This is a genomic window from Streptomyces sp. NPDC048664, from assembly GCF_040650555.1.
Taxonomy (GTDB): Bacteria; Actinomycetota; Actinomycetes; order Streptomycetales; family Streptomycetaceae; genus Streptomyces.
In genome coordinates, this window is record NZ_JBEZHK010000004.1 from 279,161 (window position 1) to 303,498 (window position 24,338).

At 69.8% G+C, this 24,338-nt stretch carries 23 protein-coding genes and 1 tRNA gene; 13 read left to right on the top strand and 11 right to left on the bottom strand.

Annotation, left to right across the window (positions count from 1 at the left end):
* Positions 1–150: 150 nt before the first annotated feature.
* From AB0C59_RS06735 to AB0C59_RS06760, 6 genes are all read right to left on the bottom strand, one after another.
* Positions 151–996, bottom strand: coding sequence for a ParA family protein (locus AB0C59_RS06735; protein WP_355273063.1), 846 nt, complete (start codon positions 994–996; stop codon positions 151–153).
* A gap of 1,690 nt (positions 997–2,686) precedes the next feature.
* Complete coding sequence (locus tag AB0C59_RS06740) at positions 2,687–3,226, bottom strand: hypothetical protein (RefSeq protein ID WP_024126827.1); 540 nt, start codon at positions 3,224–3,226, stop codon at positions 2,687–2,689.
* 80 nt (positions 3,227–3,306) lie between these two features.
* Positions 3,307–3,750, bottom strand: a complete 444-nt coding sequence (locus AB0C59_RS06745) for a hypothetical protein (RefSeq protein ID WP_355273061.1) — start codon at positions 3,748–3,750, stop codon at positions 3,307–3,309.
* 80 nt (positions 3,751–3,830) lie between these two features.
* On the bottom strand, positions 3,831–4,289 hold the full coding sequence (locus AB0C59_RS06750) for a hypothetical protein (RefSeq protein WP_355273058.1): 459 nt from the start codon (positions 4,287–4,289) through the stop codon (positions 3,831–3,833).
* Positions 4,290–4,490: 201 nt separating this feature from the next.
* Positions 4,491–4,616: a hypothetical protein gene (locus AB0C59_RS06755; protein WP_355273055.1), complete on the bottom strand. Its 126-nt coding sequence runs from the start codon at positions 4,614–4,616 to the stop codon at positions 4,491–4,493.
* 130 nt (positions 4,617–4,746) lie between these two features.
* Positions 4,747–5,244, bottom strand: a complete 498-nt coding sequence (locus tag AB0C59_RS06760) for a hypothetical protein (protein WP_355273052.1) — start codon at positions 5,242–5,244, stop codon at positions 4,747–4,749.
* Between the two features lie 358 nt (positions 5,245–5,602).
* Between AB0C59_RS06760 and AB0C59_RS06765 the strand changes: the two genes are divergently transcribed.
* Entirely contained in the window at positions 5,603–6,214 is a 612-nt protein-coding gene (locus AB0C59_RS06765) for a hypothetical protein (RefSeq protein WP_355273049.1), read from the top strand.
* A gap of 41 nt (positions 6,215–6,255) precedes the next feature.
* On the opposite strand, the gene AB0C59_RS06770 is transcribed toward AB0C59_RS06765, so the two are convergent.
* Entirely contained in the window at positions 6,256–6,843 is a 588-nt protein-coding gene (locus AB0C59_RS06770) for a hypothetical protein (RefSeq protein WP_355273046.1), read from the bottom strand.
* A gap of 399 nt (positions 6,844–7,242) precedes the next feature.
* On the opposite strand from AB0C59_RS06770, the gene AB0C59_RS06775 reads away from it, so the two are divergent.
* Together AB0C59_RS06775 and AB0C59_RS06780 are read left to right on the top strand one after the other, a co-directional pair.
* Entirely contained in the window at positions 7,243–7,830 is a 588-nt protein-coding gene (locus AB0C59_RS06775; protein WP_355273043.1) for a hypothetical protein, read from the top strand.
* Positions 7,831–8,168: 338 nt separating this feature from the next.
* Positions 8,169–9,488, top strand: a complete 1,320-nt coding sequence (locus tag AB0C59_RS06780) for a hypothetical protein (protein ID WP_355273040.1) — start codon at positions 8,169–8,171, stop codon at positions 9,486–9,488.
* Positions 9,489–9,840: 352 nt separating this feature from the next.
* Here the strand turns inward: AB0C59_RS06780 and AB0C59_RS06785 are convergent, their stop codons facing one another.
* The 3 genes from AB0C59_RS06785 to AB0C59_RS06795 form a co-directional block, all read right to left on the bottom strand.
* Positions 9,841–10,452, bottom strand: a complete 612-nt coding sequence (locus AB0C59_RS06785; protein ID WP_363001418.1) for a hypothetical protein — start codon at positions 10,450–10,452, stop codon at positions 9,841–9,843.
* Between the two features lie 49 nt (positions 10,453–10,501).
* Positions 10,502–10,891, bottom strand: coding sequence for a DUF6354 family protein (locus AB0C59_RS06790; RefSeq protein ID WP_031048995.1), 390 nt, complete (start codon positions 10,889–10,891; stop codon positions 10,502–10,504).
* Between the two features lie 81 nt (positions 10,892–10,972).
* Entirely contained in the window at positions 10,973–11,608 is a 636-nt protein-coding gene (locus AB0C59_RS06795; RefSeq protein ID WP_363001420.1) for a hypothetical protein, read from the bottom strand.
* Between the two features lie 564 nt (positions 11,609–12,172).
* Here AB0C59_RS06795 and AB0C59_RS06800 point away from each other — a divergent pair.
* From AB0C59_RS06800 to AB0C59_RS06835, 8 genes are all read left to right on the top strand, one after another.
* Positions 12,173–14,350: a transcriptional regulator gene (locus AB0C59_RS06800; protein ID WP_355273031.1), complete on the top strand. Its 2,178-nt coding sequence runs from the start codon at positions 12,173–12,175 to the stop codon at positions 14,348–14,350.
* A gap of 22 nt (positions 14,351–14,372) precedes the next feature.
* Positions 14,373–14,951: a hypothetical protein gene (locus AB0C59_RS06805; protein ID WP_024126846.1), complete on the top strand. Its 579-nt coding sequence runs from the start codon at positions 14,373–14,375 to the stop codon at positions 14,949–14,951.
* 38 nt (positions 14,952–14,989) lie between these two features.
* Entirely contained in the window at positions 14,990–17,401 is a 2,412-nt protein-coding gene (locus tag AB0C59_RS06810; protein ID WP_355273028.1) for a Helicase associated domain protein, read from the top strand.
* Positions 17,402–17,449: 48 nt separating this feature from the next.
* Complete coding sequence (locus tag AB0C59_RS06815; RefSeq protein ID WP_355273025.1) at positions 17,450–18,052, top strand: hypothetical protein; 603 nt, start codon at positions 17,450–17,452, stop codon at positions 18,050–18,052.
* 98 nt (positions 18,053–18,150) lie between these two features.
* Positions 18,151–18,384, top strand: coding sequence for a hypothetical protein (locus AB0C59_RS06820; protein ID WP_024126849.1), 234 nt, complete (start codon positions 18,151–18,153; stop codon positions 18,382–18,384).
* Between the two features lie 225 nt (positions 18,385–18,609).
* Entirely contained in the window at positions 18,610–18,891 is a 282-nt protein-coding gene (locus AB0C59_RS06825; protein ID WP_355273023.1) for an HU family DNA-binding protein, read from the top strand.
* Positions 18,892–19,060: 169 nt separating this feature from the next.
* Positions 19,061–19,267 carry a cold-shock protein gene (locus tag AB0C59_RS06830; RefSeq protein ID WP_030381880.1) on the top strand — a complete coding sequence of 69 codons (207 nt, stop codon included), beginning with the start codon at positions 19,061–19,063 and terminating at the stop codon, positions 19,265–19,267.
* A gap of 53 nt (positions 19,268–19,320) precedes the next feature.
* Positions 19,321–19,394: transfer RNA gene (locus AB0C59_RS06835), tRNA-Met, on the top strand.
* 80 nt (positions 19,395–19,474) lie between these two features.
* On the opposite strand, the gene AB0C59_RS06840 is transcribed toward AB0C59_RS06835, so the two are convergent.
* A complete protein-coding gene (locus AB0C59_RS06840; protein WP_355273020.1) occupies positions 19,475–19,966 on the bottom strand; it encodes a hypothetical protein in 492 nt (163 codons plus the stop codon).
* Positions 19,967–20,088: 122 nt separating this feature from the next.
* On the opposite strand from AB0C59_RS06840, the gene hemC reads away from it, so the two are divergent.
* Both hemC and AB0C59_RS06850 read left to right on the top strand, forming a co-directional pair.
* Positions 20,089–21,018 carry a hydroxymethylbilane synthase gene (gene hemC / locus AB0C59_RS06845; protein WP_355273136.1) on the top strand — a complete coding sequence of 310 codons (930 nt, stop codon included), beginning with the start codon at positions 20,089–20,091 and terminating at the stop codon, positions 21,016–21,018.
* A 492-nt stretch (positions 21,019–21,510) separates the two neighbouring features.
* Positions 21,511–24,162, top strand: coding sequence for a hypothetical protein (locus AB0C59_RS06850; RefSeq protein WP_355273017.1), 2,652 nt, complete (start codon positions 21,511–21,513; stop codon positions 24,160–24,162).
* Positions 24,163–24,338: the final 176 nt, after the last annotated feature.

A 24,338-nucleotide genomic window follows, 5' to 3' on the forward strand; every position in this document is an offset into this window, starting at 1 on the left:
ACTCAGCAGAGTCATCGCCCAGGAACCCGCCCTCAGTGGCGTCGTTGCCCACATGCTCGATCGCGCTGAAGTCGAAAGACCGCGCCTTGCCACGTCCCCTCCTCCGCGGGGACTTCGGCGTTCCCTGCGTCGACTCCTCAGGTGAAGGCGTCATGACAGCCCTCGAATCCGGTCGATGATCTCCACGGTGAGATCCTCAAACCAGCCACTTGCTGCGTAGCTTGGCTCGTCAATGACGATGGGTCGACTGATGCCGTACGACGCGGAGATCTGCGGGCTCGTCCTGATCTCCTTCGTGAAAGGTGCCAGGTCGTGCTTGTTGAGGAAGGCGTCAACGGCGTCTGCTTCCTCAGTGCGCTTCGACGGTGGTTGGGCCTCGTTGATCACGGTTCCGAGGAATACGGGGCGGCAAGTGCCTCCCGTACGCTCCGGCACCTTGGCCACATTGTTCCGAACGACGCGAGCGCCGTCCGCGGTTGCAAGCCGGGGGTTGCAGACGGCGATCACGTAGTCGCCGGCGGCGAGGGCTACGGAGGCCAGGGCGTCGGCTGACGGCGGGGTGTCGACGATGATGAAGTCGAAGTCGTCCTGCAAGGTGAGCAGGAGATGGCGAAGGCTTGACACGGCCTCCCAGCCTCGCTTCGCGATTTCAGTGCGAGCGCGATCAGTCACGTTCATGACCGAGCCGATGACGCTGAGCGTGCCGGGCTTCTCGAAGTCCTTGAGCAGGACGGTCCTGTCAACCATGCGGCTACGCAGGGGCGTCATGCTTGCAAGCTCGTCTGAGTCGACCGCGTCGATGTAGTCGAGCAGTGCGCTTCCAATGTCCTGGGGCTTGCGCGCGAACGCACCCAAGGACACTCCGAGCTGGCCCTGGAGCTCGAGGTCGACCATGCCGACGCGGGCTCCACCACTGGCAAGGCTGGAGCCGATGTTGGCGGATGTCGTGGTTTTACCCACTCCACCCTTCTGGCTGGCTAGGACGATGACCTTCATGGGTGCCTTCCTCCCATTCCCCAGGTGCCTCGCCCTAGATCTTTGCTTTCCGGGTTGCACTGCCGACGGCGATGGGGACTGAGACTGACAGATTCATGCTGACGGCCAGAAGGTTAACAGCAGGAGGGGGGCTCTCTGCGTGGAACCTGGGCACTTACAGCGTGTCGGTCATCGGCGATCGGGGATCGGGCGAGCCTGTCAGACTCGCCTGCGCTGGCAAGTGCCCCGGTTTAGGCCGTTTTGGTGCGTCCCATGAGTTCGAAGCGGACGGCAGCTGAACGTACTGGTGTGCTGTGAGGTGCTCGCACGGGTTCCGGCCGGTCAGGGCGGGCGGCTGATAGTCAGGGCCGACGAGTGCCGGACCGCCCAGCGAGATAGGCGAGCGGAAGCGCGCGTTGATAGGCGCCGCGTGCGCGGGAGGGGTGTGCGGTCGCGCCGCGAGATACCAGTAGGTGAGCAGAAGCCGTGGCAAGGAGATACGCCTGAGAAGGCGTCTTTCCGTTCCGACGCGGATCCGCATGAGCAGCTAGGTGCCATCGTGTCGGGCCGAGCCTGCGCCCCAGCGCAAAGGCGGAAGCGCTGCTGTGTGAGAGCACGGCGCAAGGCAGCGAGGCACGAACTCAAGTAGCAGCGGGGGCGAGCGCGCGAAGAAGCGAGAAAGTATGTGCGCCATGAACGACGCACAGGAGACTGCCTGCCCGGATGTGCGCACGCAACAGATGGTTTGAGCAAGTAGGAAAGCTAGAGCGGGAGACAGAGCGCAAGCGTGCTCGCGTGGAAAGAAGTACGTGAATACGGGTGCGGGTGTCAGCGCGAGAAGCAAGGTAAGTACGCGGATAAGGAAGAGTGGCTGCGACTACGGCAGCGCGCAAGAAGATACCTCTACAGGAGAGAAGGCCAGAAGTAGAGCGAGCGAGTGTAGAGGTAAGTGATAACGCAAGCTAGTGGAGGTGTAAGGACTGCCGGGAGAAAGAAAGAGTAGAGGAATGTAAACAAGTGAGTAAGAGGGCGGAAAGGAAGGAGTGCGCGCAAGCAGAGGGTGAAGGGCGTTGAGAGGAACGAGAGTGATTCTAGAGGGGAGTAAGCGGATTAGTTAGAGAGGAAGAATGAGAATGCGTAGGCGATAGACGACAAAGGCAAGAGCGAGCGAGGTGGAGGCAGCACGAGTGATGCAAACGAGGGGTCAGGGAGCGTGCGAGGAAGCGCGCGTAAGTGTGCGTGCGTGAAAGTGTGTGAATTAGTGAAACGCACGCGTGCGCTCGTGCCGGGCGGGGAGTGATGGCGAGGTGGGGTGTAGTGCAACGGAAGAGGTGTGGCCTGTGGCGTCAGGCGAAACAGGTTGGCGTTGCAGATGCGCGGGTGTGGTCGCGGGCGTGAGTGCGTGCCTGAAAGTGTGTGAATTAGTGATTCCATCGTGCTCGCGGCCGGTGGGAGGCGAGAGTCGATGGGAAGGAGTGCGGTGTAACGGTTGGGGCTTCGCTCGCGGGGGCACGTGCAGCGAGGTGAGCGCGCAGGTGAACGCGCTCGGTGGAGGAAGTGAGTGCGTGCGTGCGTGAAAGTGTGTGAATTCGTGAACTATCCCTTGCGGAGGGTGGGGTCGGTGGGCTGTGTCCAGCCGGTGGTGGTCTGAATAGTCGGCGTCAGTCGGGGTCGTTTAGCTGGTGGGCAGTGGCCTAGGCGTAGCCGGCGTTCATGCTGCGGATTCGCCGGGTGAGGGGCGCGGGTGCTCGTGCGGGCCGCCGTTGTTCACCTCGACGAGCAGCAGCCCCTGCCCTTCGCTCCGGTCCTCGATGTGGATGTAGGGGACGTTGGTGGCGGGGCCCCACTGGGTGCGGCGGCGGATGAGGACGCTGATGCCGTGGACCTGCATCTCGTAGACGTCGCTGGGGGTGTTGTCGTTCGGGGAGGCGTCGACCACGGTGATCGACGCTTCGCGGACGCGGTGGAGTTCGGGGTCGGGCATGGCGGGTCCCTGGGTGGTTGGAGCGGAGTCGGGGGAGTAGGTGGCGGGGTCGAGCGCGAGAAGGGCGTCGGCGACGGCCGAGAAGAGGTGGGAGGGGACGAGGCTGGAGTTCTGCAGCAGCGCGAGCTTGTCGCCGGGGGCCGCCGCGTCGACTGCGTCGAGCAGCTGCTGGTCCTCGGTGTCGTCGCTGGCCCACTGGGACGCCTCGGAGGTGAGTGCGTCCAGGAGCGCTTCGGCGGCGGCCGTGCGGGCGCTAGGGGTGGTCATCTGTGGTCCTCAGGGGTGTGGAGCCGAACCCGCATTGGGCGAATCCGGCCGTGTGGATGGGGCAGGAGGAGCCGGAGGTGTCAGGACGGGGCGGGGACGGCGTGAGTCAGGCTGAGCCGAGTGAGGGGGGCGTCGTTGTTCCACCTCTCGATGCAGTCGGGGCAGGTGGCCAGCCGGGGGTCGGCGGCGGCCGGGCGGTCGGCGCCTCCACACAGGGCCGCTCCTGCGGGGTTGGGCGCCAGCGGGCGGGGGAGCGGGGCCGGCCGCCAGCGGCGGGGGTCAGTCCGCTCCGGGATGCACGCGTCGGCGAAGGGGACCGGGGGGGCCTCGTGCACGGCGAGGGCCAGTTGGAGCAGCCGGTCGCGTACTGCCTCTCGCGGGCCGTGGAGGGCGATGCCGTTGCTGCCGGTCCACACGGCGACGGCGATCTCGCCGGGCTCAACCACTGCGCCATCGATGTCCACGCCGGGAAAGAGCAGTTCAGCCCCGCTGGAGGCGTGGGCCCATTCGAGTCGTTCGCTCATCAGGAAAGTCCTTGGAGGTGTGGGGGAGCAGAGAAGGGAGGGGCGGTCGGTGGCGTGCCCTGCGCTGGCAGGGCCGGGGTTCATTCGGGCTCCCACGGGCCCCGGACGGTGAACTGGCCGGTGTTGAGGTCCACCACCAGCCGCGATCCCGCTACGGGACAGGTGAAGCTGGAGTAGTCGCGCAGCGCGTGCTCGATGTCGGTACCGCCGTAGTCGACCGGGGTCTTCGCCCCCGACTCGTGCCGGGCGGCAGCGTTGACGCTCCAGCACACGGGGTCGTAGTCGTTGTCGTGCGTGCTGAAGGTGACGTGGGTGACCGGCTCGGAATGGTCGGTGAGCCCCTCGCGGTGCAGTACGGCACTGTCTGCGCGGAGCGTGGCCAGGAGCCGGACCTCGACCCGTGCGAAGCGGCGGGTGCTGATGCGCCTGGCCAGCTCGTCGAGCTGCTGCTCGTCCAAGGCGTCGAGGAGGGAATCGATGATCGATTCGGTAGCGAGCACCGAGCTGCTGGCGCGCGCCGGGCTGGGGCGGTCGCTCATGACGTGAACTCCCGTGAAGAGGGCGGGTAAGAACGGGCGGAAGGCGTGTTACGGCTGGGGACGCTCTGCCGGCGGACGGGCACGCGCGTGTCGACGACGAGCTGCGAGTACGCGGGGTCCTTGCGCCAGATCCGTCGTTTGATCCACAGGACCGGGCTTGCGGCGCGGGACGCCGGTAGCCGGCCACGCGCGTGTTGGTGATCAGTGGGTGACGGGCTCGAAGTGCTCGACTGTGTCGTCGACCCAGGCGCGGTAGTCGCGGGCGTACTCCTCGTACACCCGCTGCACGACGCGGTGATGGTCGTCGACGTCGAATGCGGGCCGCACCAGGGCGACGATGGCGGCCTGGTCGCCATTGAACCGGGTGGCATGCGGTGAGGCTGAGGGGGTGCCGTCCTGGGACCAGTGGCCGAACAGCAGAGTGGGCAGGATGCGGCTCGCTCTCGTGGCGGCGGGGCTAGGAGGCCAGGACGACGCGGATGTGCTCGCCGTGGCTGGGCTTCGACCAGCGGGTGAGGGAGTCGAGCGCGGCGGCGATGTCCGTGAAGTGGTCGTGGTCGCCAAATCCGCCGGTTACCTCCCTGGTCGTGCCGCCGTACATCTCGGTCACTTCGGCGCCACGCCAGCCGGGCCCGCCCCAGTACTCGAAGACCACGGCGTCGGGCATAGGGGCCTGGTTGGCGTAGTGCTTGAGGAGGGCGCCGCGCAGCGCGGCCCACCGGCGTTCGGTGTACATGCACGGGTGGAGGTCGCCGACCGGCTTGCCCTTGCTGCCCCAGCCGCAGCCCTCGCAGTAGCGCAGCCCTCGGTAGTTGTAGGCGGGGCAGGACGGATTGCCGCAGCGCCACAGGTAGCCGGCCTGGCGGAAGAGTTCGTGGGCGAGACGGGTCTGGGTCTCGTCGGCATGGGCGGTGAGACGGGCTATGACGGAGCGAACTGCTTCGGCTTCGGACATGGGGTTCTCCGCAAGGGGCATGGAGGAGCGGCGTGTGGCTCCTGGGGGCGTGAGGTGGAGGGGAACGGTGCCCTCAACACCAACAACAATACATAGTGAAACCCAAATAAGCAACATCTCGGGGGTGGTGTGGCCTCTTCCAGCACCGTGCAGGCAAGCCGTCGTGCTTCTCCAGGACCTTCAGGACGGCCCGTTCGCGGCGCAGCTTCGGGTGGCCTCGGTGGTCACGGCGAGAGCGTACGACCTCCACCTCGTGCGAGCGGGTCCTTTGGGAGCATCGCCACCGAAGCGCTCGCTGTCTGCTCGTCCTCAGCCATTCCGGGGATCGCGGCTCCGCTCCTGGGCCACCATCAGGGGCATGCGTGAAGAGGACTTTCAGGAAGAGCAGTACCTCGGCGACGACGTCATCCACCTCACCGACGCGCCCCTGTGGGACGGAGAGGCGCTGCCGAAGTCGCGAAGGACCAAGAACTTCAAGAACCGGCATCTGCTGCCGGCAGCCAGAGTTCGGCTGCTCGACTACTTCGACACGGGGCGTACGCCACCCAAGGCGATCTGCGCCGCCGTACGGCACACGGCGTGGGAGGACCTGGAAGTAGCGGGAGGGCCGCTCGACGCCGTCGGTGACCGGCTCTACGTCCTGGAGTTTCGGTCCATGGTCGAGAAGTTGTCCTACATCAAGGTCGGGCGGGCGGAGAACAGGCCCGACAACACCCGCGAGGTTTCGGATCGCATCTCACGTCATGAGAGCGACGCGCAGGTGACTCAGGCGCTCCTCTTCCGGGCGTGGATCTCCCGTCCGTGCGTCACGGCTGAAGCATGGGAGAAAGGGGTCAAGGATCATCTGACCGCCGTGACGGAGATCCTGAAGGTCGGCGTACTGGTCAAGAAGGAGTACGTCCGAGGCATCAGCCACTTAGACGCCGTGCGGGTCGCGAAGATGCACCAGGAGCACCTTGGCCTGGCCTAGTGCCCGGGGAGCGAGCGATCCGGCGATTGTGTCAGCGATGGTCAGGAGAGACAGACGACGGCGAGATGAACGGGCCGGCCGCAGGGGAGGCTCCCATGCCCGTCCAGGCCGCTGTCCGTGCGCCGTGTCCGGACCTGTTCCAGTCCTGCGCCGGCGGCAGCTGCGACTCTCTCCAGATCGTCGCCGCGCGCGGCTGTCGCCAGAAGCCGGACCGTGAAGTCCCGGCCGTCGTCCTCCACCCACAACTCGGCCCCGCGCAGCAGATCCTGGTCCAGTACGGCGGTCCACGGGGCCAGCGTCCGCAGCAGCTCGGCCGCCGCCGACGTCGATGTCCAACGGGCCCCCGGCACGGCGCTGCGCACCGGTGCGTCCACGGCGGCCACCAGGACCAGCTCCTCCCCCAGGTCCACAGTGAGCACACCGTCGTCACGGCCGTCAGACTGTCCGGCCGCCTCGCTGCCCGTCGTCGCTGCCAGCCGCGCCATGCTCACCGAGGCGGCCGGCCCGCTGGCGCACACCTCCGCCTGCACGTCCCGGCCACTCATGCACAGCCGGACCGGCTCCAGCGGGCCGCAGCCGTCCAGCAGGCGGGCAACCGCTTCGACACAGCGGGCCAGGGAGAGCGACATGGCCGCCATTCTCGCCTCCACGACCCGGACGAGGTGGGCCGTCCGGCCAAAAGGGTGCTCCATCCGCATGGCCGCCCGGTGTCGGACAAGCGCCGGAGACGCGGGCGGCCCCGTGTGGCTAGCAAGGGCGGGCCAGGAGAACCGGTCCTGGCGGGATCCCCCCGCCTCGCACCGGGCGAGCACCCGGCTGCCGCCCTCAGCTGCCCGCAGCGGCAACCGGCCAGCTGCCCACGACCGGTCTGAGCCACGACACCCGTCGCACGCGTCGCTCTCGAACACAGGGACCAAGTACGAGGAGCCGTCCAAGGCGCTTCCGCCGGAACCCACCGGCCGCCGCCAGCACCCCGCGAGGGTGAGGGCCGCTCACGGCGCGCCGGGGGCGGCGGATAGCGTGCGGGCATGGCGAACACGGGGAAGCCAAGGGTCCTGTACCGGCAGGGCAGCGGGTTCTGGCGGATGACGGCGAAGTGGGTCCTGGTCTTCGGACCCCTGTACCTGCTGGACGGCGGGCTGATCCGGTCGTGGGGTGACGCCGTGGCATGGCCCCTGATCGGGATCGTGCTGTACGTGCCGTTCGGGATCGGCGTCGCCTGGTACCCGAACAAGGACCGGCGCGTGAAGCTGACGCCGGTGGAACTGCGCGTGGGGCGTAAGCGGCTGCCGATGGAGAGCGTGAACCTGCTGCACGTGGCGCGGCTGTGGCTGGAGGGACGGTCCACTGCGGACGACCAGCCGGTGCTCCAATGGCCACGGGCCGTCCGGGTGGTGTGGGTGCCGCTGTGGGACGGCCTGGCGTTCGGCGCGGAGTTCCGCGACCCGGCCGCTTTCGCCAGGGTCTTCGGCGACTTCGCCGTCCAGGCGTACGGCGGGCCCGACGCCGTCCGCGCACGGGCCGCGACGGAGACCTACCCGCAACCGCGCCCCATGCGGGCGCGCTCCGCCGGCGACGCGGGCTCCCGGACGGATCTCCTGGACCTCTTCGACTGACGGAGCCCCCCGTCGACCGCGTGGGACCACTGGCCGAGCGCGCCGGCGGAACCTGGCCGGCCGATTCGCCGAGCGACCCCTTCAGGGCAGGTCCGCGGTCCCGCTGCCCGCACCACCGCGCTCGACGGTGGCGGCCGCCGTCAGGAGCCCTCCGCATTGAGCCGGTCGGGCGTCGCCGGGTGCCAGCGGGCGGCGGGCGGGCCTGCCGTTCGATGCGCGCCAGACAGGTCCGCCACCCGGCGCCGTACCGGACGCTCGCCGTGGTGGTGGATGACGGGCAGGTCGGCCAGGGCGCCCCGGCCGGCCGACTGTCAGTGCCGTGACGCACGATGAAGGGCATGATCCATACTCTTCCCCTGGCCCTGCCGAGCCCGTTGGTGGACCACCACGCTCTCGACCTGACCGCGCTGTACTCAACGGGCTGGGGTCTGACGCTCTTCGACCTCGCCGGAGCCGCGAATGGCGAGGTGTACGCCCTTTACGGCGTTGGCCGTTACACCCACGGCGTCGCCGACGAGGAGCAGGACCCGCGGGTTGCGAACTTCGGGTACCGGATCATCACCCGGTACTCCGCTGAGGGCGAGGTCCTGGCGAGCGCGCAGTTCCGTACTGGCGGCGCGCGCGAGGGGGGCTCGGACGTCGCTGACGGAGGCGACATCAGCCTGTGCGTACTGCCCGACGGGGTCCTCGCCGTCACCGCGACGCCGGACATGACCACGCTCGTCGCGCCGGACCTCAGACGCGTTCTGGCCGTCTACGACTCCAAGGACGGCCGGCCCTTCCGGGACTTCACGCCGCAGGAGGGCGACCCTTTCGCCGGGTCCATCAGCGTCACCCCCTCGGGCCGACTGCTGTGCACCCTCGCTGAGTACGGGGTCTGGAGGTTCGGAAGCGTCATCACCAACCTCGTGGGCATCGCCGAGGGAGCTCTGACCGCCGAGTCCAAGCCGGCCATCCGCGCGCTCGCCTCGCTCGACCCCGAGCCGGCACACCAGAGCGCCGTCGACCTGCGCCCGCACGCCACCTATAAGGGAGCTCCCATAGGGATGGCGAACCGCCCACGCCCGGCCCTGACTGAGCTCGTCGCCGCCGAGGACCGCCTCTCCAAATGGGAGCAGTCCCGCCTCGGCCGACCGGTGCCGCTCTCCGACGACCTCTTCGTCGTCCCCTTCTACGCCAGGACGTTCCGAGGTGGCAGCCGCGGCCAGCCCTTCGTCTTCGCCCTCGTCAACGACCAGGGGGAGATGACCGGACGGCTCCACGGCCTGCATGAGTGGCGCGATTCGCCCTTCACCGGCTTCTGCTTCAACCTCGCGGCCGACCCGCACCGGGGCCACGCCTTCCACCTCAACCGCTACGGCCTCTACGCCTGGGACCGGGCAGGAGCGCTCCGCGCCAAGCTGGACACCGGCACCAAGACCTTCAAGCCGCTGACCCACTTCACCCTCGGAGCCTGTGCCCCAAACGGCGACCTGCTGCTGGCCCACACCAAGCAGCACCTGATCCTGCGCGTCCCTGCCCCCGACGACCTCACCGACCTCGCGGCAACCGTTGAGGCGGCACTGCGGGCGTACGGCCGACAGCGCACGGCCCTGAAGAAGCAGTGGGGCCCGGTCAACTGGCACTGGCAGCACTCCGCGCCGCTCCACCGCATCTGATCACCCGGCCGCCACCGAGCCGCCGTTGCGGCCGGGGTACGAGCCTGTCCGCCTTGGCACGGAGGGGTGAGTGCCCGTCGTGGCGGGATCGGACCTGGCGCTGGGCGAACTGACCGAACAGGCGCCCGGGCGGCGTGAGCTCATCGAGACGAACGCCCGTGTCGTCGCGAAGCCGCCGGCCCCTCGCGGGGCAGCAGGGGCCGGCGGGCGGCCTGCCGGGATGCGACCGGCTGGCCCCCATGGCGCGCTACCGCCGGGCGGAACGTGCGCGGACCAGCTGCCTTACGGGTTCCAGGTCGGCCACGGAAACGTCGCACCGCGACTGTCCGCACCCGCGCGGCGCGGGGGCGGGTCAGGAGACATGCCAGTCCCAGAGCTGGCGGGCGCTGTCGAGGGTGGGGCACCAGGTGACCTTGCGGCCGTCGCGGCAGATCTCGCCGGCACCCGGCGCGCAGCGGCACACCACGCGGAACTGACCGGCGCGCGCGGACACAACCGCCTGCACGATCCGTCCCACGTGTACTCCGTGGGCGAGATCGAGCCGGACGGCCGCGGCGATCTGCTCCGCGGTGACCACCTCCAGCCGGTCGACGGAGTCCAGCGTGCGGCAGATGCTGCCGTCGGCCTGAGCGGATGACTTCACTGCCACCCACCGTCCAAGCCGGACCACGGCACCGACCACTGCGGCACGCTCCTGCTCGGGGTATCGCTGCATCACCAGGTCACCCCGCCGGACGTGGGGAGCATCGGCCAACCGCCGGAGCGCGCTCACCACGACCTGTGCGCTCACGCGGTCCTCGAGCCGCGCGGACTCCACGGTCCACACACCCGGACCGGGGCCGGGCTTCATCAGCTCCCACTCGCCCGCCCGGCCCTCCACCCGCACGATGTCACCGGCCCTGTACGCCTCGTCCGCCGGCCGAGTTTCGGGGGCGGCCCGGGCCCCGGACTGGGTAATCGTCACCACCTATCCAGCTCCCTTCCAGCAGTGATTCCGCACTGCGGCCCCCGGTTCAGTCCTGGGTCTTCGCTGCCTCGGCGATGACCTCGTGATGCACGCGCAGTGCCGCGGTCGCGTACTCCATGGGCGAGGGGTTGGTGCCCTGTACGTTCGTCATCGCCGCCAGGAAGCGGGCGTAGAGGGCCTGGTCGGCGTCGTCGACGACGTCCTCGATCAGCTTGAATGCGCTCGTCGCGAAGCGCTTGAGGGCCATCGGCCGCGTCTTGCGGCCGGCCGTGCCCTGCTTGTCGCGCTCGACCACGCACTCGGCGTGGGTCTCGTTCACGTCGGTCACGCGCAGAATCCGCTCGCGGGCGACCATGTCGGGGGCCATGTCCTGCCACAGCTGTCCGGCCCGGACCGGGCCGACGGTGGAAGGGACGGGGGAGGGGCTGGTGCTCACGGGAACTCCTGAACGGGGACGAAGGGTTGGGTTGGTGCCAGGCGACGGGCGCGCCCGGCGACGAGCGTAAGAGGGGGCGCGTCAGGCCGTGGTCCCGGGGGCGGGAGCCTTGAGGATGCGGAGGTTCTCCGCCTGGACCTCGGCGCAGAACCGGGCGGTGAGCACCCACAGCGGCATGGACAGCCCGTCGAGCTGGTCATGGAGCAGCCGGGCGGCTTCGTGGATGCCGTGCTGTGCGCGGACGACGTCCATCAGGTCCACACCGCGCGTCTTGCGCTCAAGGGACCGGCCGGCGCCGAGGATATGGTCGTGGGCCTCGCGGCTGACCGTCTCCAGTCGCAGCGGATGCGCCGGAGTGAACCGGGACGGCGGGGGCGGGGCCGGGTCGAACGCGGTCGGGCGGGCCGCGCTGTATCGCGTCGCCCACAACTCCACCATGTAGACCGTGGCGGCCTGCCAGGCGGCCTCGTCGTGCTCGCCGGTGCGCGCCTGGAACGTCGCGATCGCCAGGTCGAGGAGGACCTCACCACGATCCAGCCGCGCAGTGCCGTGGCCGAGGCGGAAGTCCTCCAGAGCCTTGGCGGCGTCGATCACGTGCACCTGGGCGGCGGGGGCGTGGTCGGTGAGACTGCGGCGCATCAGGATGTCGCCGGACTCCACGACGATCCGCGATCCCGGCGCGGCGGGCTCTCCCGGCTCGGGGGACTGGAAGGGCATGGCTGTCGTACTCCTCAGCTGTCGTGTCGGACGGGGGCGAGCTGCCGACGGGGCAAGGGGGCTGACTCGTCCGGGGGGACACCGCGAACGCGGCCGCGCCGACCGCCTGGCCAACCAGCCATCACACTACATATTGAAACTAGATTTCACAACAACTACAGTACACACTGAAACGCAAACACGACGCTTGCGCCGTCGCACCGAGTGCGTTAGATTCGCGTTAGATTTTGGACTTTGAGGGTGGAGGTGGAGATGGGGGGCAGCGACCCTGTGGCAGCGGTGCTCGAGCGAATTCGGTTCGACGGCCCGGTGCCACAACTGCCGGATCCGGCGGAGCGTGCCACGCTTCGCGAAGCATTCGGCTGGACCGTGACGCAGATGGGCCAAGCCGCCGGCGTGCGCCGCGAGACCGTGTGGACCTGGGAATCGGATCCTCCTCGCACGCCGCGCGGCGAGAAAGGGCAGCGCTACGCCAGGATTCTCGCCTACTTCGCAGCCGAACTGTCTCGCGCTGATGCGGAGGGCAGCTCCGCCACCCCCGAACCCGAACCCGAGACTGAACCGGTGCCCGTTGCGGTCGCTGCGGAGGAGGCCCCTCTCGAGCTCGACTTCGACATCGAGGACCCGCCCGAACTCGACTGGCAGAACGCCGAGTCCAGCCCGGCTCACATGGAGACGGCGGAACCCGAGTTCGACACTCCCGGCTCCTGGGTCGACCTGCCCGAGGGAGTCACCCGGCTATGCGTCCGCTGCGGGCACCCGACGTCGAGTGTCGTCGGTGGCCGGCCCCGCCACGTGTACCTCCAGGCCATGGCCGCCATGGGGATGCCCCGCTGCGGCGCCCGGCCCACCGCCGGGTCCGCGCCTGCCTCCGTCCCGCAGACCGATGCGGCCTCGGCGGCGGTCACACCGGCCTCCGCAGCCCCGGCTGCCGCTTCGGCCACTGCGCTTGCCGCTGCCGCACCCTCCGCCCGGCCGTCGGCCGCGCCGCACCGCCCGGGCGCCGCGCCGGCTTCTCGCCGTGTGAACCGCACGGCGAAGAAGCGGGGCGCGAAGCCGGTGCCGCCGCAGTACGCCGACGGGCCGCTGGCCGTCCTCGACGTCACCGACGGCGCCCTGACCGCGCACCTCGTCGACGGCCGCACCGTGCCGTGCCCGGCCAAGACCCTCCAGGCCCTGGCTACGTGGGCGCTGGACAAGCGGAAGATCCGCCTGGGCGCGGCCAAGGTCCACGACAACGGCTTCGACCAGGACCCGCTCCTCGTCCTCACCGAGGGCGCTGTCGCACATTTCGGCCTGCCCGCCGACCTCGCGGACCAGGAAGAACTCCGCCTGCCGGCCGACCACAAGGCCGTCAAGGGCCTCATCAAGGCCGGGTGGGAGCTCACCAAGTCGGGGTTCGGGCCCTGGCCGAGGGTCTTCAAGCGCGTCGACGGCAAGCGCCACTGCGTTCAGCTCTTCCTCACGCCCTGGGGGGCGTTGGAGGACCGCGTCTGGGGGCAGGCAGGCGACCTGCCTGCGGGCGACCTCGCCCGGATGCTCGGCACCTACGCCCGCCTGGTCATCACCCCCCGCGGCACCGTCGCCGTCACCGGCGAGGAGCTCATGACCTCGCTGCGCCCGCCCACCAAGGCCGAGTGGAGCGAGAAGGAGAACAAGTACGTCTCGGTGAAGGTGCCCCACACCCTTCACACCGTCGTCGACCCCGCTCCGTGCGAGGCCCCCGACGAGCACCCCGTCGTCGCCGCTGACTACCCGGAGGAAGGCTCCCGGCCCGCCAGCGAGGCCCTCGACGAGGAGGCGTGCATCTGGGTCCGCCCCGCCGACCTGATCACCGACGCCGAGCGGGCGTGCACCCACGTCGTCGCGCTGGACGTGCAGGTGGCGTTCCTGGCGGCGTGCCGGCGCCTCCACGTCGGCACGGGCCAGGCCATCCACTACCCCCGCAACCCCGCCTTCGACCCCGAGCTTCCCGGCTCCTGGTACGTGGACCTGTCCCACGTCGAGACCGACCCGCGCATGCCCAGCCCCTTCACCTCCAGCGGCGTACGCCCCGAAGGTCCCGGCTGGTACGCCACCCCCACCGTCGCCTACGCCGTCGAGCTCGGCGCCGACGTCCGCCCGATGGAGGCCTGGGTCCGTAAGATCCACAGCCCCTACCTCCAGCCCTGGTACGAGACGCTGCGCGACGCCTACCTGACCGTGATGGCCGACCTCGGCGTCACCAAGGACCTCGACGACGAAGCCTTCCTCGCGGCGATGGCCAGCTACAAGGACGGCGATCCGCTGCTGGTCACCCTGGCGAACGCCATCAAGGCCACCGCCAAGTCCGGAATCGGCAAGCTGCGCCAGCGCCCGAACATGGGAATCGGCCACGCCTTCGGCGACCCGTGGCCGGCCCTGAAGCGGGTCACGTGGCGGCCCGACATCCGCGCCATGATCCTGTCGAAGGCGCGGACCAACATGCACCGCAAGATGCACAACCTCGCCACCACGGCGGGCCGTTACCCGCTCGCCGTCAACACCGACTGCGTCGTCTACGCCACCGACAGCCTGTCGCCGCTGCCCCTCCTCCTCGGTCCCGACAAGCAGCCGGTCCGCGGAGGTTTCCGCCTCGGCGTCAACCCCGGCTCCGTCAAGCACCAGGGCTCCCAGACCATCGACTGGGCGCTGGACCTGCTCGCCGACGGAGTGAACATCGCCAACGAGATCAAGGACGACTCGCTCGTCCGCGTGGCCTGAGCCCCAAGGAAGCTGACTGAACGTGGGACTGATCGAAGACCGACTGGAAGAGGCCGCCGAGACCGCCTATTCCCAGCCGATCCCCAAGACCCTGGGCGCCCGGATCCGTTTCCTGCTCAAGCAGGAGAAGGGCGTCAGCCGCGCCGAGGCCGCCCGCGCGGTCGCCGAGAAGATCGGCAAGTCCCAGCGCACCGTCGAGCGCTACCGCGACGACAAGATCAAGACTGCGAAGCCCGAGACCGCCGCTCTCATCGAGGCCGAGGTCAAGAAGCTCTGGCAGCCGATCGTCAAGGCGAAGAAGTTTCAGGCCGCCGTCACCACCGGCGGCATCAAGGTCGACGTCCGCGGCAGGTTCGGATTCACCTCCCCCAAGGGAAGCACCAATGACCCGCGCTACCGGCGTCTCACCCGCCGCCTGGACGCCGCCACCGCGGCCGCCCTCTTCGAGGCCAAGGCGGCCGGCGCCTCCGAAGAAGACCTCGCCCAGCTGATCGCCGACGGACTGCGCGACGACTACTTCACCGACGGCGGCACCCGCGCCGGCTCGCTTCAGAAGGTCGAGCTAACCGCCATCGACCACATCCGCTTCAGCATCACCTGACCGCCGACTGTCCCCGGCTGAGAGGACCGGCCACCACCGTGACCGCGACCATCACCACCCCGCCGCCCAGGATCAGGCTGCGCCCGCACCAGTCCCAGGCCGTCCACGCAGCGCACACCGCGCTGCGCCACACCGCCCGGACCTCCATCGTGATGGCCTGCGGCACCGGCAAGACGTACGTCGCCGCGCGCACCGCCGCCCGCGTCGCTCCCCAGGGCACCCGCCTGGTGCTCCTGCCCACGTTGGAACTCCTCGCCCAGACCATCGACGACTGGCGCACGGCCGGCATGACCGGCCCCATCCTCGCCCTGTGCTCCAAGCGCCCCAACACCACAGGCGAAGCCGTCGCGTTCACCACCGACCCGGCGGCCCTGACCGCCACCGTCCACCAGAACCCCGGCCTGACGGTCTTCGCCACCTACCACTCCCTGCACCGCGTCCAGGACGCCCACCACCGCTTCGCCCTCCCGCCCTGGTCGCTGATCGCCATCGACGAAGCCCACCGAACCAGCGGTCACCTGGGCAAGCGCTGGGCAGCCGTCCACGACGACGAACTGATCCCCGCCCACAAGCGCCTCTACCTCACCGCCACCCCCCGCATCTGGTCGGCCGGTGAGCCCGGAGACGACGAAGACGACTCGCTCGTCGCGTCCATGGACAACCCCAACCTGTACGGCGACACCTGCTTCCGCCTCCCGCTCGCCGAGGCCATCGACATGGACCTCCTGGCCGACTACCGCGTCGTCGTCATGGAAGTGCACGAGGCGACCATCCGCACCCGGCTCGGGATCTCCGACAAGGCCACCGAAGCCGAACTGCGCCAAGCCGCCCTCCAGATCGCCGTCCTGCGTGCCATGGCCGAGCTCGACCTGCGCCGCGTCGTGAGCTTCCACCACCGGGTCGCCGATGCCCACGCCTTCGCCGGCACCCTCCGCGAGACCGCCACGCGCCTCTACGCCCTCGACGAGACCGGCACCAGCTGTCCCGACCCGGGCGAGCTGTGGGCGACCGGCCTCGACGGCAACCAGGACCCCGCCTACCGCCGCGAGCTCCTCGACCGGTTCGACGGCCGCCCCGGCGAGTTCCTCGAGCCCGCCCACCGCACCCTGATCGCCAACGCCCGCCTTCTCGGCGAGGGCGTCAACATCCCCTCGATCGACACCGTCGTCTTCGCCGACCCCAAGGAGTCGATCGTCGACACGGTCCAGGCCGTCGGCAGGGCGCTGCGCCAGAAGCCCGGCCAGGGCAAGAAAGCCACCCTCATCGTCCCCGTCTACGTCGCCCCCGGCGAAGACGCCGACGACCTCATGGGCTCCAACCTGTACCGGCCGCTCTGGCGGGTCCTCCAAGCCCTGCGCGCCCACGACGACCGCATCGCCGACCGGCTCGCCGTCCCCCAGCAGCCCGCCCACCCGGTCCCGGACGACGAGGACGAGGAGACGGGCGTGCCCGTGGACGTCGCCTTCGACCGCCCCTTCCCTGCCGACACCATCGCGCAGGCGTTCCGGCTGCGGGTCCTTCACCCCCGCGAGGCGTCCTTCCGCCGCGGCCTGGAAGCCGCCACCACCTACCACCAGACCTACGGGCATCTCGACGTCCCCCGGCTCTACGACGATGAGACCGGATTCGCGCTCGGCCGCTGGATCAACCGCGCGCGCAAGGCGTACGCGGCCGGCACCCTCAAGCCCGCTCAGATCAAGGCCCTCGAACACCTGGGCATCATCTGGAACCTCCAGACCCAGGCCGCCGAACGCGGACTGCTCCACGCCCGCAACTGGGCCGCCCGCCACGGACACCTCGCGGCCCCCACCGGCGAGATGGCCGGCGACTTCGCCCTCGGCCGTTGGCTCACCAACCGACGGGCCGCCGCCCGCGCCCGTGCGGACAACGGACTCGAACCCGACCCCACCGACCTCGCACTCGCCGAGATCGATCCGTACTGGAACCCCGCCTGGTCGATCACCTGGCAGCGCCTCTACTACACCGCCCGCGCCTACGCCGACGCCAGCATCACCCTCGACGACCTCCCTGCCGACTTCGTAACCGACGATGACGAGCCCCTCGGCGAATGGGTCCGCGCCCAGAGCACCGACTACAGCACGCTCCACCCCGAGCAGCTCCGGCTCGTGCGCGAACTGGGCATCACCCTGATCGAGCCCGCCGACAACGAACCGCCGCAGCCAACCGGGCGCGCCGCCCGCCAGCAGCGGCAGCTCGAGCAGGGCCTGGCGGCCGTCGCCGCCTTCCGCGACCGCGAAGGCCACCTGAACATCCGCCAACGCGACACGGTCACCCTCAACGGTGAGGAGTACATGGTCGGCCAGTGGCTCAAGAACCTTCGCAAACGCTGGGACAAACTGCCCCCCGACCACCTCCAGGCCGTCACCGCCGCCGGCATCACCCGCCACCCCCAGCCGCCCACCACGATCACCCCCACCCCCGGCACCTGAACCGAAACGCCGGCGAACTCCCGGACACGAAAGGTACGCACCCACACCGTGCTCAGCACACCGGAGAACTACCGCAGCGCGGCGAACGACGCCTCCCCGACCGCGACCGTCATCGCTGCCGAGGGCGGCCTCATCCGCTACCTCCGCCAGCACGCCGAGCTCATCGTGAAGGGTGCCTACGACATCCCCGCAGATTGGAGGTACCGCAGCCAGTACCACCTCCTGCTGGCCCTGGGCCGCCGCTTCGCTCCCACACCCCGCCCTGAGGGCCTGATCGGCATGCCCGACCGGCTCTGCTACAGCAACTCCGCCCAGTATGCGAAGGAACACCAGGAAGAAAGCCTGGTATACGCCGAAGGGTTCGCCCTCACCCACGCCGGACTCGACTTCTACCTGCCCCACGCCTGGACCGTCCGTCCGGACGGCACCGTGCTGGACCCGACCTGGGACGACGAACCTGGCCGGGCATACGTCGGCATCGCGGTCACCGATCCCCGGCTCTGGCCCTTCGACGGCGGAGGGATTCTCCAGGACTTCGACCGCATGCTGCCCGTGCTCCGTGACGGCTTCCCGCGCAATGCGCTCGCCGACCTCGGACGCCCACTCGTCGACGGGCTGGCGCAGGGGCAGGCCCCAACGCCCAAGAGGTGACCGCCGCGATCCCCCGATCCCCATGCGGTGCGCCGACGAGCACAGGACATCGCACCGATGAAACCCGCCAACGTCTGACGCGGCAGAAGGAGCTGTGGATGTTGATCATCAGTGAGCGCGTGCGGTCCGCGGACCCCCGCGAGGACGAGCGCGTCGTGCACCGGGCCGTCGGCCGCGCCGAGAACGATTTCCAGCGTCTGTCCTGCAGCGAGGGGCCGGAGGACGGTATCCACGTCCCGGGGCAGAGGCTCAGGGTGCGCGGTGACCACACTCTCGGAGACGGACAGCGGTGGTGCACCAAGTGTTTCCCCGAGAAGGTGCAAGGGATCTGATCCCACCAGCCCGGCGATGCCGTCTCTGCCAGAGCACTCACCATGCGGGCGCGGACGTATGTCGGTGCTCCCCAAGGACCCGGCCGCCGGCGCGACCACGCCTCGGCGCGACCCGCCGCCGGCACCGGGGCACAGCGCTGTCCGACCCCGGTGACAGGATGGCGCCAGAAGCGTCGCGTCCGCCCAGCGGCCGCGGCACCCCGAGCACCACGGAGCACCGTTTTCATGAACCGCAGTGAGCTGACCGCCGCCCTCGCAGAGCGCGCCGAGGTGACCCGCAAGGACGCCGACGCCGTGCTGACCGCCCTCGCCGAGATCATCGGTGAGGTCGTCGCCAAGGGCGACGAGAAGGTCACCATCCCTGGCTTCCTGACCTTCGAGCGCACCCACCGTGCCGCTCGCACCGCCCGCAACCCGCAGACCGGCGACCCCATCGAGATTCCGGCCGGCTACAGCGTGAAGGTCTCCGCGGGCTCGAAGCTCAAGGAAGCCGCGAAGGGCAAGTAGCCCCGTCCTCCGCCCCGCCGGGTGGCACAACGGCACGCCTCACCCGCGCCGAAGCCGGATAGGCATCCCGCCCACGGGGTAGTACGGACGGCGAGTGCCCTCCGACGACGGAGAGCACCACCCACAGACCAACCGGGCGAACACCCGGCAACTTTCGAAGGACACACGCATGGCCAGCGGCACCGTGAAGTGGTTCAACGCCGAGAAGGGCTTCGGCTTCATCTCCCAGGACGGCGGCGGACCGGACGTCTTCGCGCACTACTCCAACATCTCCGGCAACGGCTACCGCGAACTGGTCGAAGGCGAGCAGGTCACCTTCGACGTGACCCAGGGCCAGAAGGGCCCCCAGGCCGAGAACATCGTGCGCCGCGGCTGACCCCGGAAAATGAGCGCCGCCCCGCGACGGCCACTGTAGAGTGGTCTCACCGACGCGGGGTGGAGCAGCTCGGTAGCTCGCTGGGCTCATAACCCAGAGGTCGCAGGTTCAAATCCTGTCCCCGCTACTGACCGAAGGGCCCGGATATCTGTCCGGGCCCTTCGCCGTATCCGAACCCCGCACCATCTCGGCCCAGCCGGACCTGCCTCACTCCAGCGAGACGACGTTGTCCGGGGAGACACAGACGCGGCCCGATCCGATGGCGGCAGCCGTTGCCAGAGCACGGCTGACCAGCCCGGCATGACCACCGATGGCGATCCGCACGTCGTCCAGCGTGCTCATCCTCGCCTCGATCACGCCGCGGCGGCCGGCCACCTCTACCTCGAACAGGCCCGCACCGCGCTCGCACACCCGGTACGTGTTCGGCCCGAGCGTGCATTCCCACCGACCCGGAGCGGTCTCGGCCAGGTCAACGAGGGTACGGATCTGCTCCAGCGGACTGGGCCCGGCCGGATGGTTCTCGTCCGCGTGCTCCTCGAACGCTCTACGGGCGAGCAGCGCGAAGGCGTGCCGGCTCACTTCACCGCACTCCGGGCACGTCAAGGCGAACCGGTCGGGCCCGGCATCACCTGTATCGGTGATCGTCGGCCGCAGCCCGTTGACCATCGGCTCCAGCACCTTGCGCTCACGACGCCCCACCTGCCGGCCCTCCCTCCTCGTACGCCGCTCATCTCCGGCGCATTCTCCGCCACGGGCAAAGCCCGGCTCACGGCGACGGACACCGTGTCGGCATGAGCACCCCCACATCGGGCCTACGGTGCATCGGTATGACGCAGCACATCAGGATCGCGAGCCGTGCCTCGGCCATGGCGACAGCACAGGTCAACTGGCTGATGGCAGAGATCACCCGCACGAGCCCCGGCACCGTGCCGGAGTTCGTCCCCATCACGACAGCTGGCGACAGCTGGGCCGGGCCCCTGGCCGAAGTCGGCGGCAAGGGCGCCTTCACCAGCGCGGTCGCCCGGGCCGTTCTCGACGGCCGCGCGGACCTCGCGCTGCACTGCGCGAAGGACATGCCCGGCGACGAGTCAGAACCCGACGGCACCGTGTGCTTGTACCCGCGACGCGACGACGTCCACGATGTCCTGGTCCACCCTGCCGGAACCAAGCTCGACGACCTGCCCGTCGGCACCCGCATCGGCACCTCCGCGCCCCGGCGGATCGCCCAGCTCGCCGCCTCCCACCCGCACCTCACCGTCGTCGCCGTACGCGGCAACGCCGACACCCGCCTCGGCCTGACCCGCTCCGGCGACGTCGACGCGGTGATCCTCGCCCTCGCCGGACTACGCCGCCTGGGCCGGGAGGCCGAAGCCACCGAGATCATCGACACCGACCGGATGATGCCCGCCCTCGGCGCCGGCCAGCTCGCCCTGCAGATCCGCGCCGACGACCAAGACCTCCTCGACGTCCTCACCCCGCTCACCGATCCCGCCGCCACCCGAGCCGCCCTCGCGGAGCGGACGCTGCTGCGCGCCCTCGCCGGGCACTGCCACGCCCCGATCGCCGGTCACGCCACTGCCCCTGCGGCGGGAGAGCTTCACCTGGCCGCCCGGGTCTACACCCCGGACGGCTCGGCCATGCTGGCCGCCGCACGGACCGGACCCGACCCGCAGACCCTGGGTCGAGCAGTCGCCCAGGACCTCATCGCCCAGGGCGCCAACGACCTCCTCGCCTCCTCCCGGCGCCGCTGACCGGGTTCTTCCCGGCCTCGGCGGGAGGCCACAGGCCGGGCGGGCCGTACCGGGTGCGGGCCGCATTCGTCCTCGGCCCGTGCGGGCGCCCGGTCGGCTCCCAGGGCGGTGTCTACCTCGCGATCCGCGATCACCGCGCACCTCACCGGCTCGTCGGGCGACCGAAGCCCGCGGCCTTCGTGCTGCGCAGCCCGTGTCAGCCCGCTCCCTCCCGCCCGCGTCGGCTACCAGAGCCCCATGGCCCCGCACCGTCGGCCACGAGAACGTCAGCCGTTCGTCCCTCCGCAGAAAGACGTCCGGGTAGCATCGTGCGGACGCATATCACCGTGAGGCGTGCCTTGCCCGGACCCACCTCCGGGCTCTGGTGAATCCAGCTGCCGCTGGGAGGTGACGCAGTGGTGATGCATGGCGTTTCTCTCGTCTTTGACCGCCTTTGCGCACTCGGCGTTTGTCGTGGTGGGGCGGCATGACGCGGAGCGTGCAGGAGCTGTCTTGTCATCGAACGTCACCAACCGCCAGCAGATCGCCCGGGCGCTCAACAAGGCGACCGGCTGCGGATACCAGCGGGCTCTGGAACGCGTCGTCGACGCCGCCGAGCGCAAGCTGCTGCCCCCGGTACTGGACGCGGCCGGCCGTGCGGAGGCCGTCCGGATTCTCACTGACCCGGCTGTGGCCGCCCGAGTCCCCAGCCGCATGCTCGCGCGGGACTACCTGCTGGCCCTGGTTGCGGAGCTCCGTCTCCTGGGATGGGGAGCCGGCGACCATGAGCCCGAGGTGGACTGCTTCGGCCTCACGGTCTACGCGGGGCCTGTCGCGGGTCTGAGCTTGTCCGTGGGACGTGCAGATGACGATGCCGACGGCGATGAACACGATCCGGATGACCCGGGCCATTCGGACCTGACCAAGCCGCTGTACCTGACGTCGATGTGCCCGTCGGGCAACGCGACCGTCGAGGACTTCGAGGACGGCCTCGCGGACTGCTCCACCGAAGCCGTCCGCGTCACCGCGCGCCGCATGGACTCCAAGCTCGGAAAGACCCGGCTCCACCGGGTCCGGGGCACAGAAGAGCACTCCACCGCGTCGTGTCCGATCTGCGCAGACCGGTACCCCGAGCACCATCTGCTGAAGAACTCGCCCAGCGCCACCCCCGTGTGCCCCGCCTGCATCTTCGACGGCGACCAGGCCTACCGCACCGATCTGCCGTACCTCGCGGTCCAACTCGACCGGCTTCTCCACGACGACCTGGCCGCTCCGGCGGGATGGGACGCGGTCGCGGCCGTCCTCGCCCTGACCTGCGGCCCCAACCTGGGCACGCGGCTCGACCGCGAACTGAAGGAGCGCGGCGGCTGGCCGATCGTCATGGAACGCTGGGGTGAGCCGCTGGAGCGCTCCTGGATCTGGCTCCCGCCGCCCGCTCACCGGCACGTGGCGTTCAAGCACCTGGGCGCCGGCGCGACCCTGGCCGCGCTCGTCGACGCCGTCGACCGCCACGACCCCACCGCCCGCGCTGCGGCGAAGGCCCTGTGCCGGGAATCCGGAGTGCGCTGGCGCGACGCCCTGTGGCCCGCCGCCATCGCCTACGCCGTGGCTTTCACGACCCAGAGCCTCGAGCGCGACCGCCACCGCACCCCCTTCCACGTCGTCCACTCCCTCAGCGACGGACTCGGGCAGACCATGAAGCCCTTCGCCGTCACCGGGGACGCCTCGAACGTCGAGTACGGGCTCGAAGCGCTGCTCAAGTACCAGCTGTTCCCGATGCTCCTCGGGTACAGCCTGGATGAAGAACCCGACGACCCCCGCCGCCGGTACGGAGCGCAGCCTGACGACGACCGCCCCGCCCGGAGCCGAGCCGACGCCCGCCTCACCCACGGGATCGACCGGGCGAACCAGGTCGCTGTCGTCCTGGGCAAGATCCCCTTCACGCCGGCTGGCGTCCCGGTCTGGGACGGCGCAGCAGTGGCCGGAGCCGATGCCCAGGGCCTGGGAAGCACCGCGCCCGCGAACGACCTGTGCCGTGCGATCCGGGACGAGGCCCGCCAGCAGGCGGCTGAAGCCCTCTACGACCTCGACGGGTGCGACGCGGTCGACGCCGACCAGGCGTGGGCCCGCAGCGGCTGGTGGATTCCCTCGGACCACGCCCCCCACGCGGTGCGCCAGGCGCAGCAGTTCCTCCCCGTGAAGACCAGGGTCCACGCACTGTGGTTCGGGCCCGCTGCGCAGCTGCCCGAACCCGTGCAGATCTGCGTCGACATCGTCAGCGTGAACGCGCACAGCACCGGCCCCCGCGACGTGCCGTGGCTGCAGGTGTCGGACGGCCGCTCCGTGTTCGGGCTGACGCTGTCGGACGTCGCGCTGATCCGCCGGGCTGAACCCGGGGAGGAACTCACCGAGGTCTGGCCCTCCGACCATCCATCGAACCGCGGGGATGACGCCCCGGCGACCGAGACGAGCCCCGCCACGTCGGACGAGTCGCTGCCCACGCTCGATGAACTGTCCCTGCTGACCAACCAGTTCCTGCATCTGGCCGGACACCGGCTCGGCGAGGGCTGGAAGAGCGTCGACGAGAAGGCCTACGCCGCCCACCAGCGCCTGGAGAAGGCTCTCGAAGCCGAATACACGGGCTTCGCGGCCACGAGGGTCAAGGTGTGGATCAACCTGTTCGACACCGCGCACCCCTGCCCGAGCGGACAGGCCCAGGCCCTGCCGGCATACGCGCTGACCGGCAAGCCCTACGAGGTGGAATTCGACGTCCACGCCCATGACCCGTCCTGCGGCTGCGGCCAGGAGTACGGCTTCGGCGACTTCTCCGACCGCGTCTGCCAGCTCCTCATCGTCCTGTGCCTGTACGGCGGACTGATCGAGGCCCACCCCATGATCGAGACCGCCACCGCGACAGACGATCCGGACGAGCACGAAGCCGTCCTACGCGACATCACCTGGGAGGTCGACGGACCCGACAGCTACGACTTCCGGGAGATCCAGCGCCGGGTGATCCGGGACATCACCGACCCGGAATCGAGCCTGAACACCGACACCAACCCGACCTACATCCCGCCGTACATGGCCGCGGACGGCTGGTACCTGCCCGAAGGCGGGACCTCGATGATGTTCCACGGCCGCCGACACGAAGACGACACGGACTGACCACTACGGGCCGCCGCGCACTGACGCCTCACGATCGGGATGGCCGGTCGTGGGGCGTCGGCGGGCAACCGCAGTCCGCCGCGCTGCTCTTCCCCCGTCTTCGGCCCACCGGTCTCGGCAGTGGGAACATCTGAACGGCCCTGGAGTGCAGAGGTCTGCCCTTTCTTGCCGGTCCT

Bases quoted from the DNA above. Each gene is read 5' to 3' on its own strand.
- AB0C59_RS06825 (WP_355273023.1), top strand. From the start codon at position 18,610: ATGAACCGCAGTGAGCTGACCGCCGCCCTCGCAGAGCGCGCCGAGGTG.
- AB0C59_RS06740 (WP_024126827.1), bottom strand. From the start codon at position 3,226: ATGACCACCCCTAGCGCCCGCACGGCCGCCGCCGAAGCGCTCCTGGAC.
- AB0C59_RS06770 (WP_355273046.1), bottom strand. From the start codon at position 6,843: ATGTCGCTCTCCCTGGCCCGCTGTGTCGAAGCGGTTGCCCGCCTGCTG.
- AB0C59_RS06775 (WP_355273043.1), top strand. From the start codon at position 7,243: ATGGCGAACACGGGGAAGCCAAGGGTCCTGTACCGGCAGGGCAGCGGG.
- AB0C59_RS06735 (WP_355273063.1), bottom strand. From the start codon at position 996: ATGAAGGTCATCGTCCTAGCCAGCCAGAAGGGTGGAGTGGGTAAAACC.
- AB0C59_RS06795 (WP_363001420.1), bottom strand. From the start codon at position 11,608: ATGCCCTTCCAGTCCCCCGAGCCGGGAGAGCCCGCCGCGCCGGGATCG.
- AB0C59_RS06750 (WP_355273058.1), bottom strand. From the start codon at position 4,289: ATGAGCGACCGCCCCAGCCCGGCGCGCGCCAGCAGCTCGGTGCTCGCT.
- AB0C59_RS06820 (WP_024126849.1), top strand. From the start codon at position 18,151: ATGTTGATCATCAGTGAGCGCGTGCGGTCCGCGGACCCCCGCGAGGAC.
- AB0C59_RS06780 (WP_355273040.1), top strand. From the start codon at position 8,169: ATGATCCATACTCTTCCCCTGGCCCTGCCGAGCCCGTTGGTGGACCAC.
- AB0C59_RS06760 (WP_355273052.1), bottom strand. From the start codon at position 5,244: ATGTCCGAAGCCGAAGCAGTTCGCTCCGTCATAGCCCGTCTCACCGCC.
- AB0C59_RS06745 (WP_355273061.1), bottom strand. From the start codon at position 3,750: ATGAGCGAACGACTCGAATGGGCCCACGCCTCCAGCGGGGCTGAACTG.
- AB0C59_RS06830 (WP_030381880.1), top strand. From the start codon at position 19,061: ATGGCCAGCGGCACCGTGAAGTGGTTCAACGCCGAGAAGGGCTTCGGC.
- AB0C59_RS06765 (WP_355273049.1), top strand. From the start codon at position 5,603: ATGCGTGAAGAGGACTTTCAGGAAGAGCAGTACCTCGGCGACGACGTC.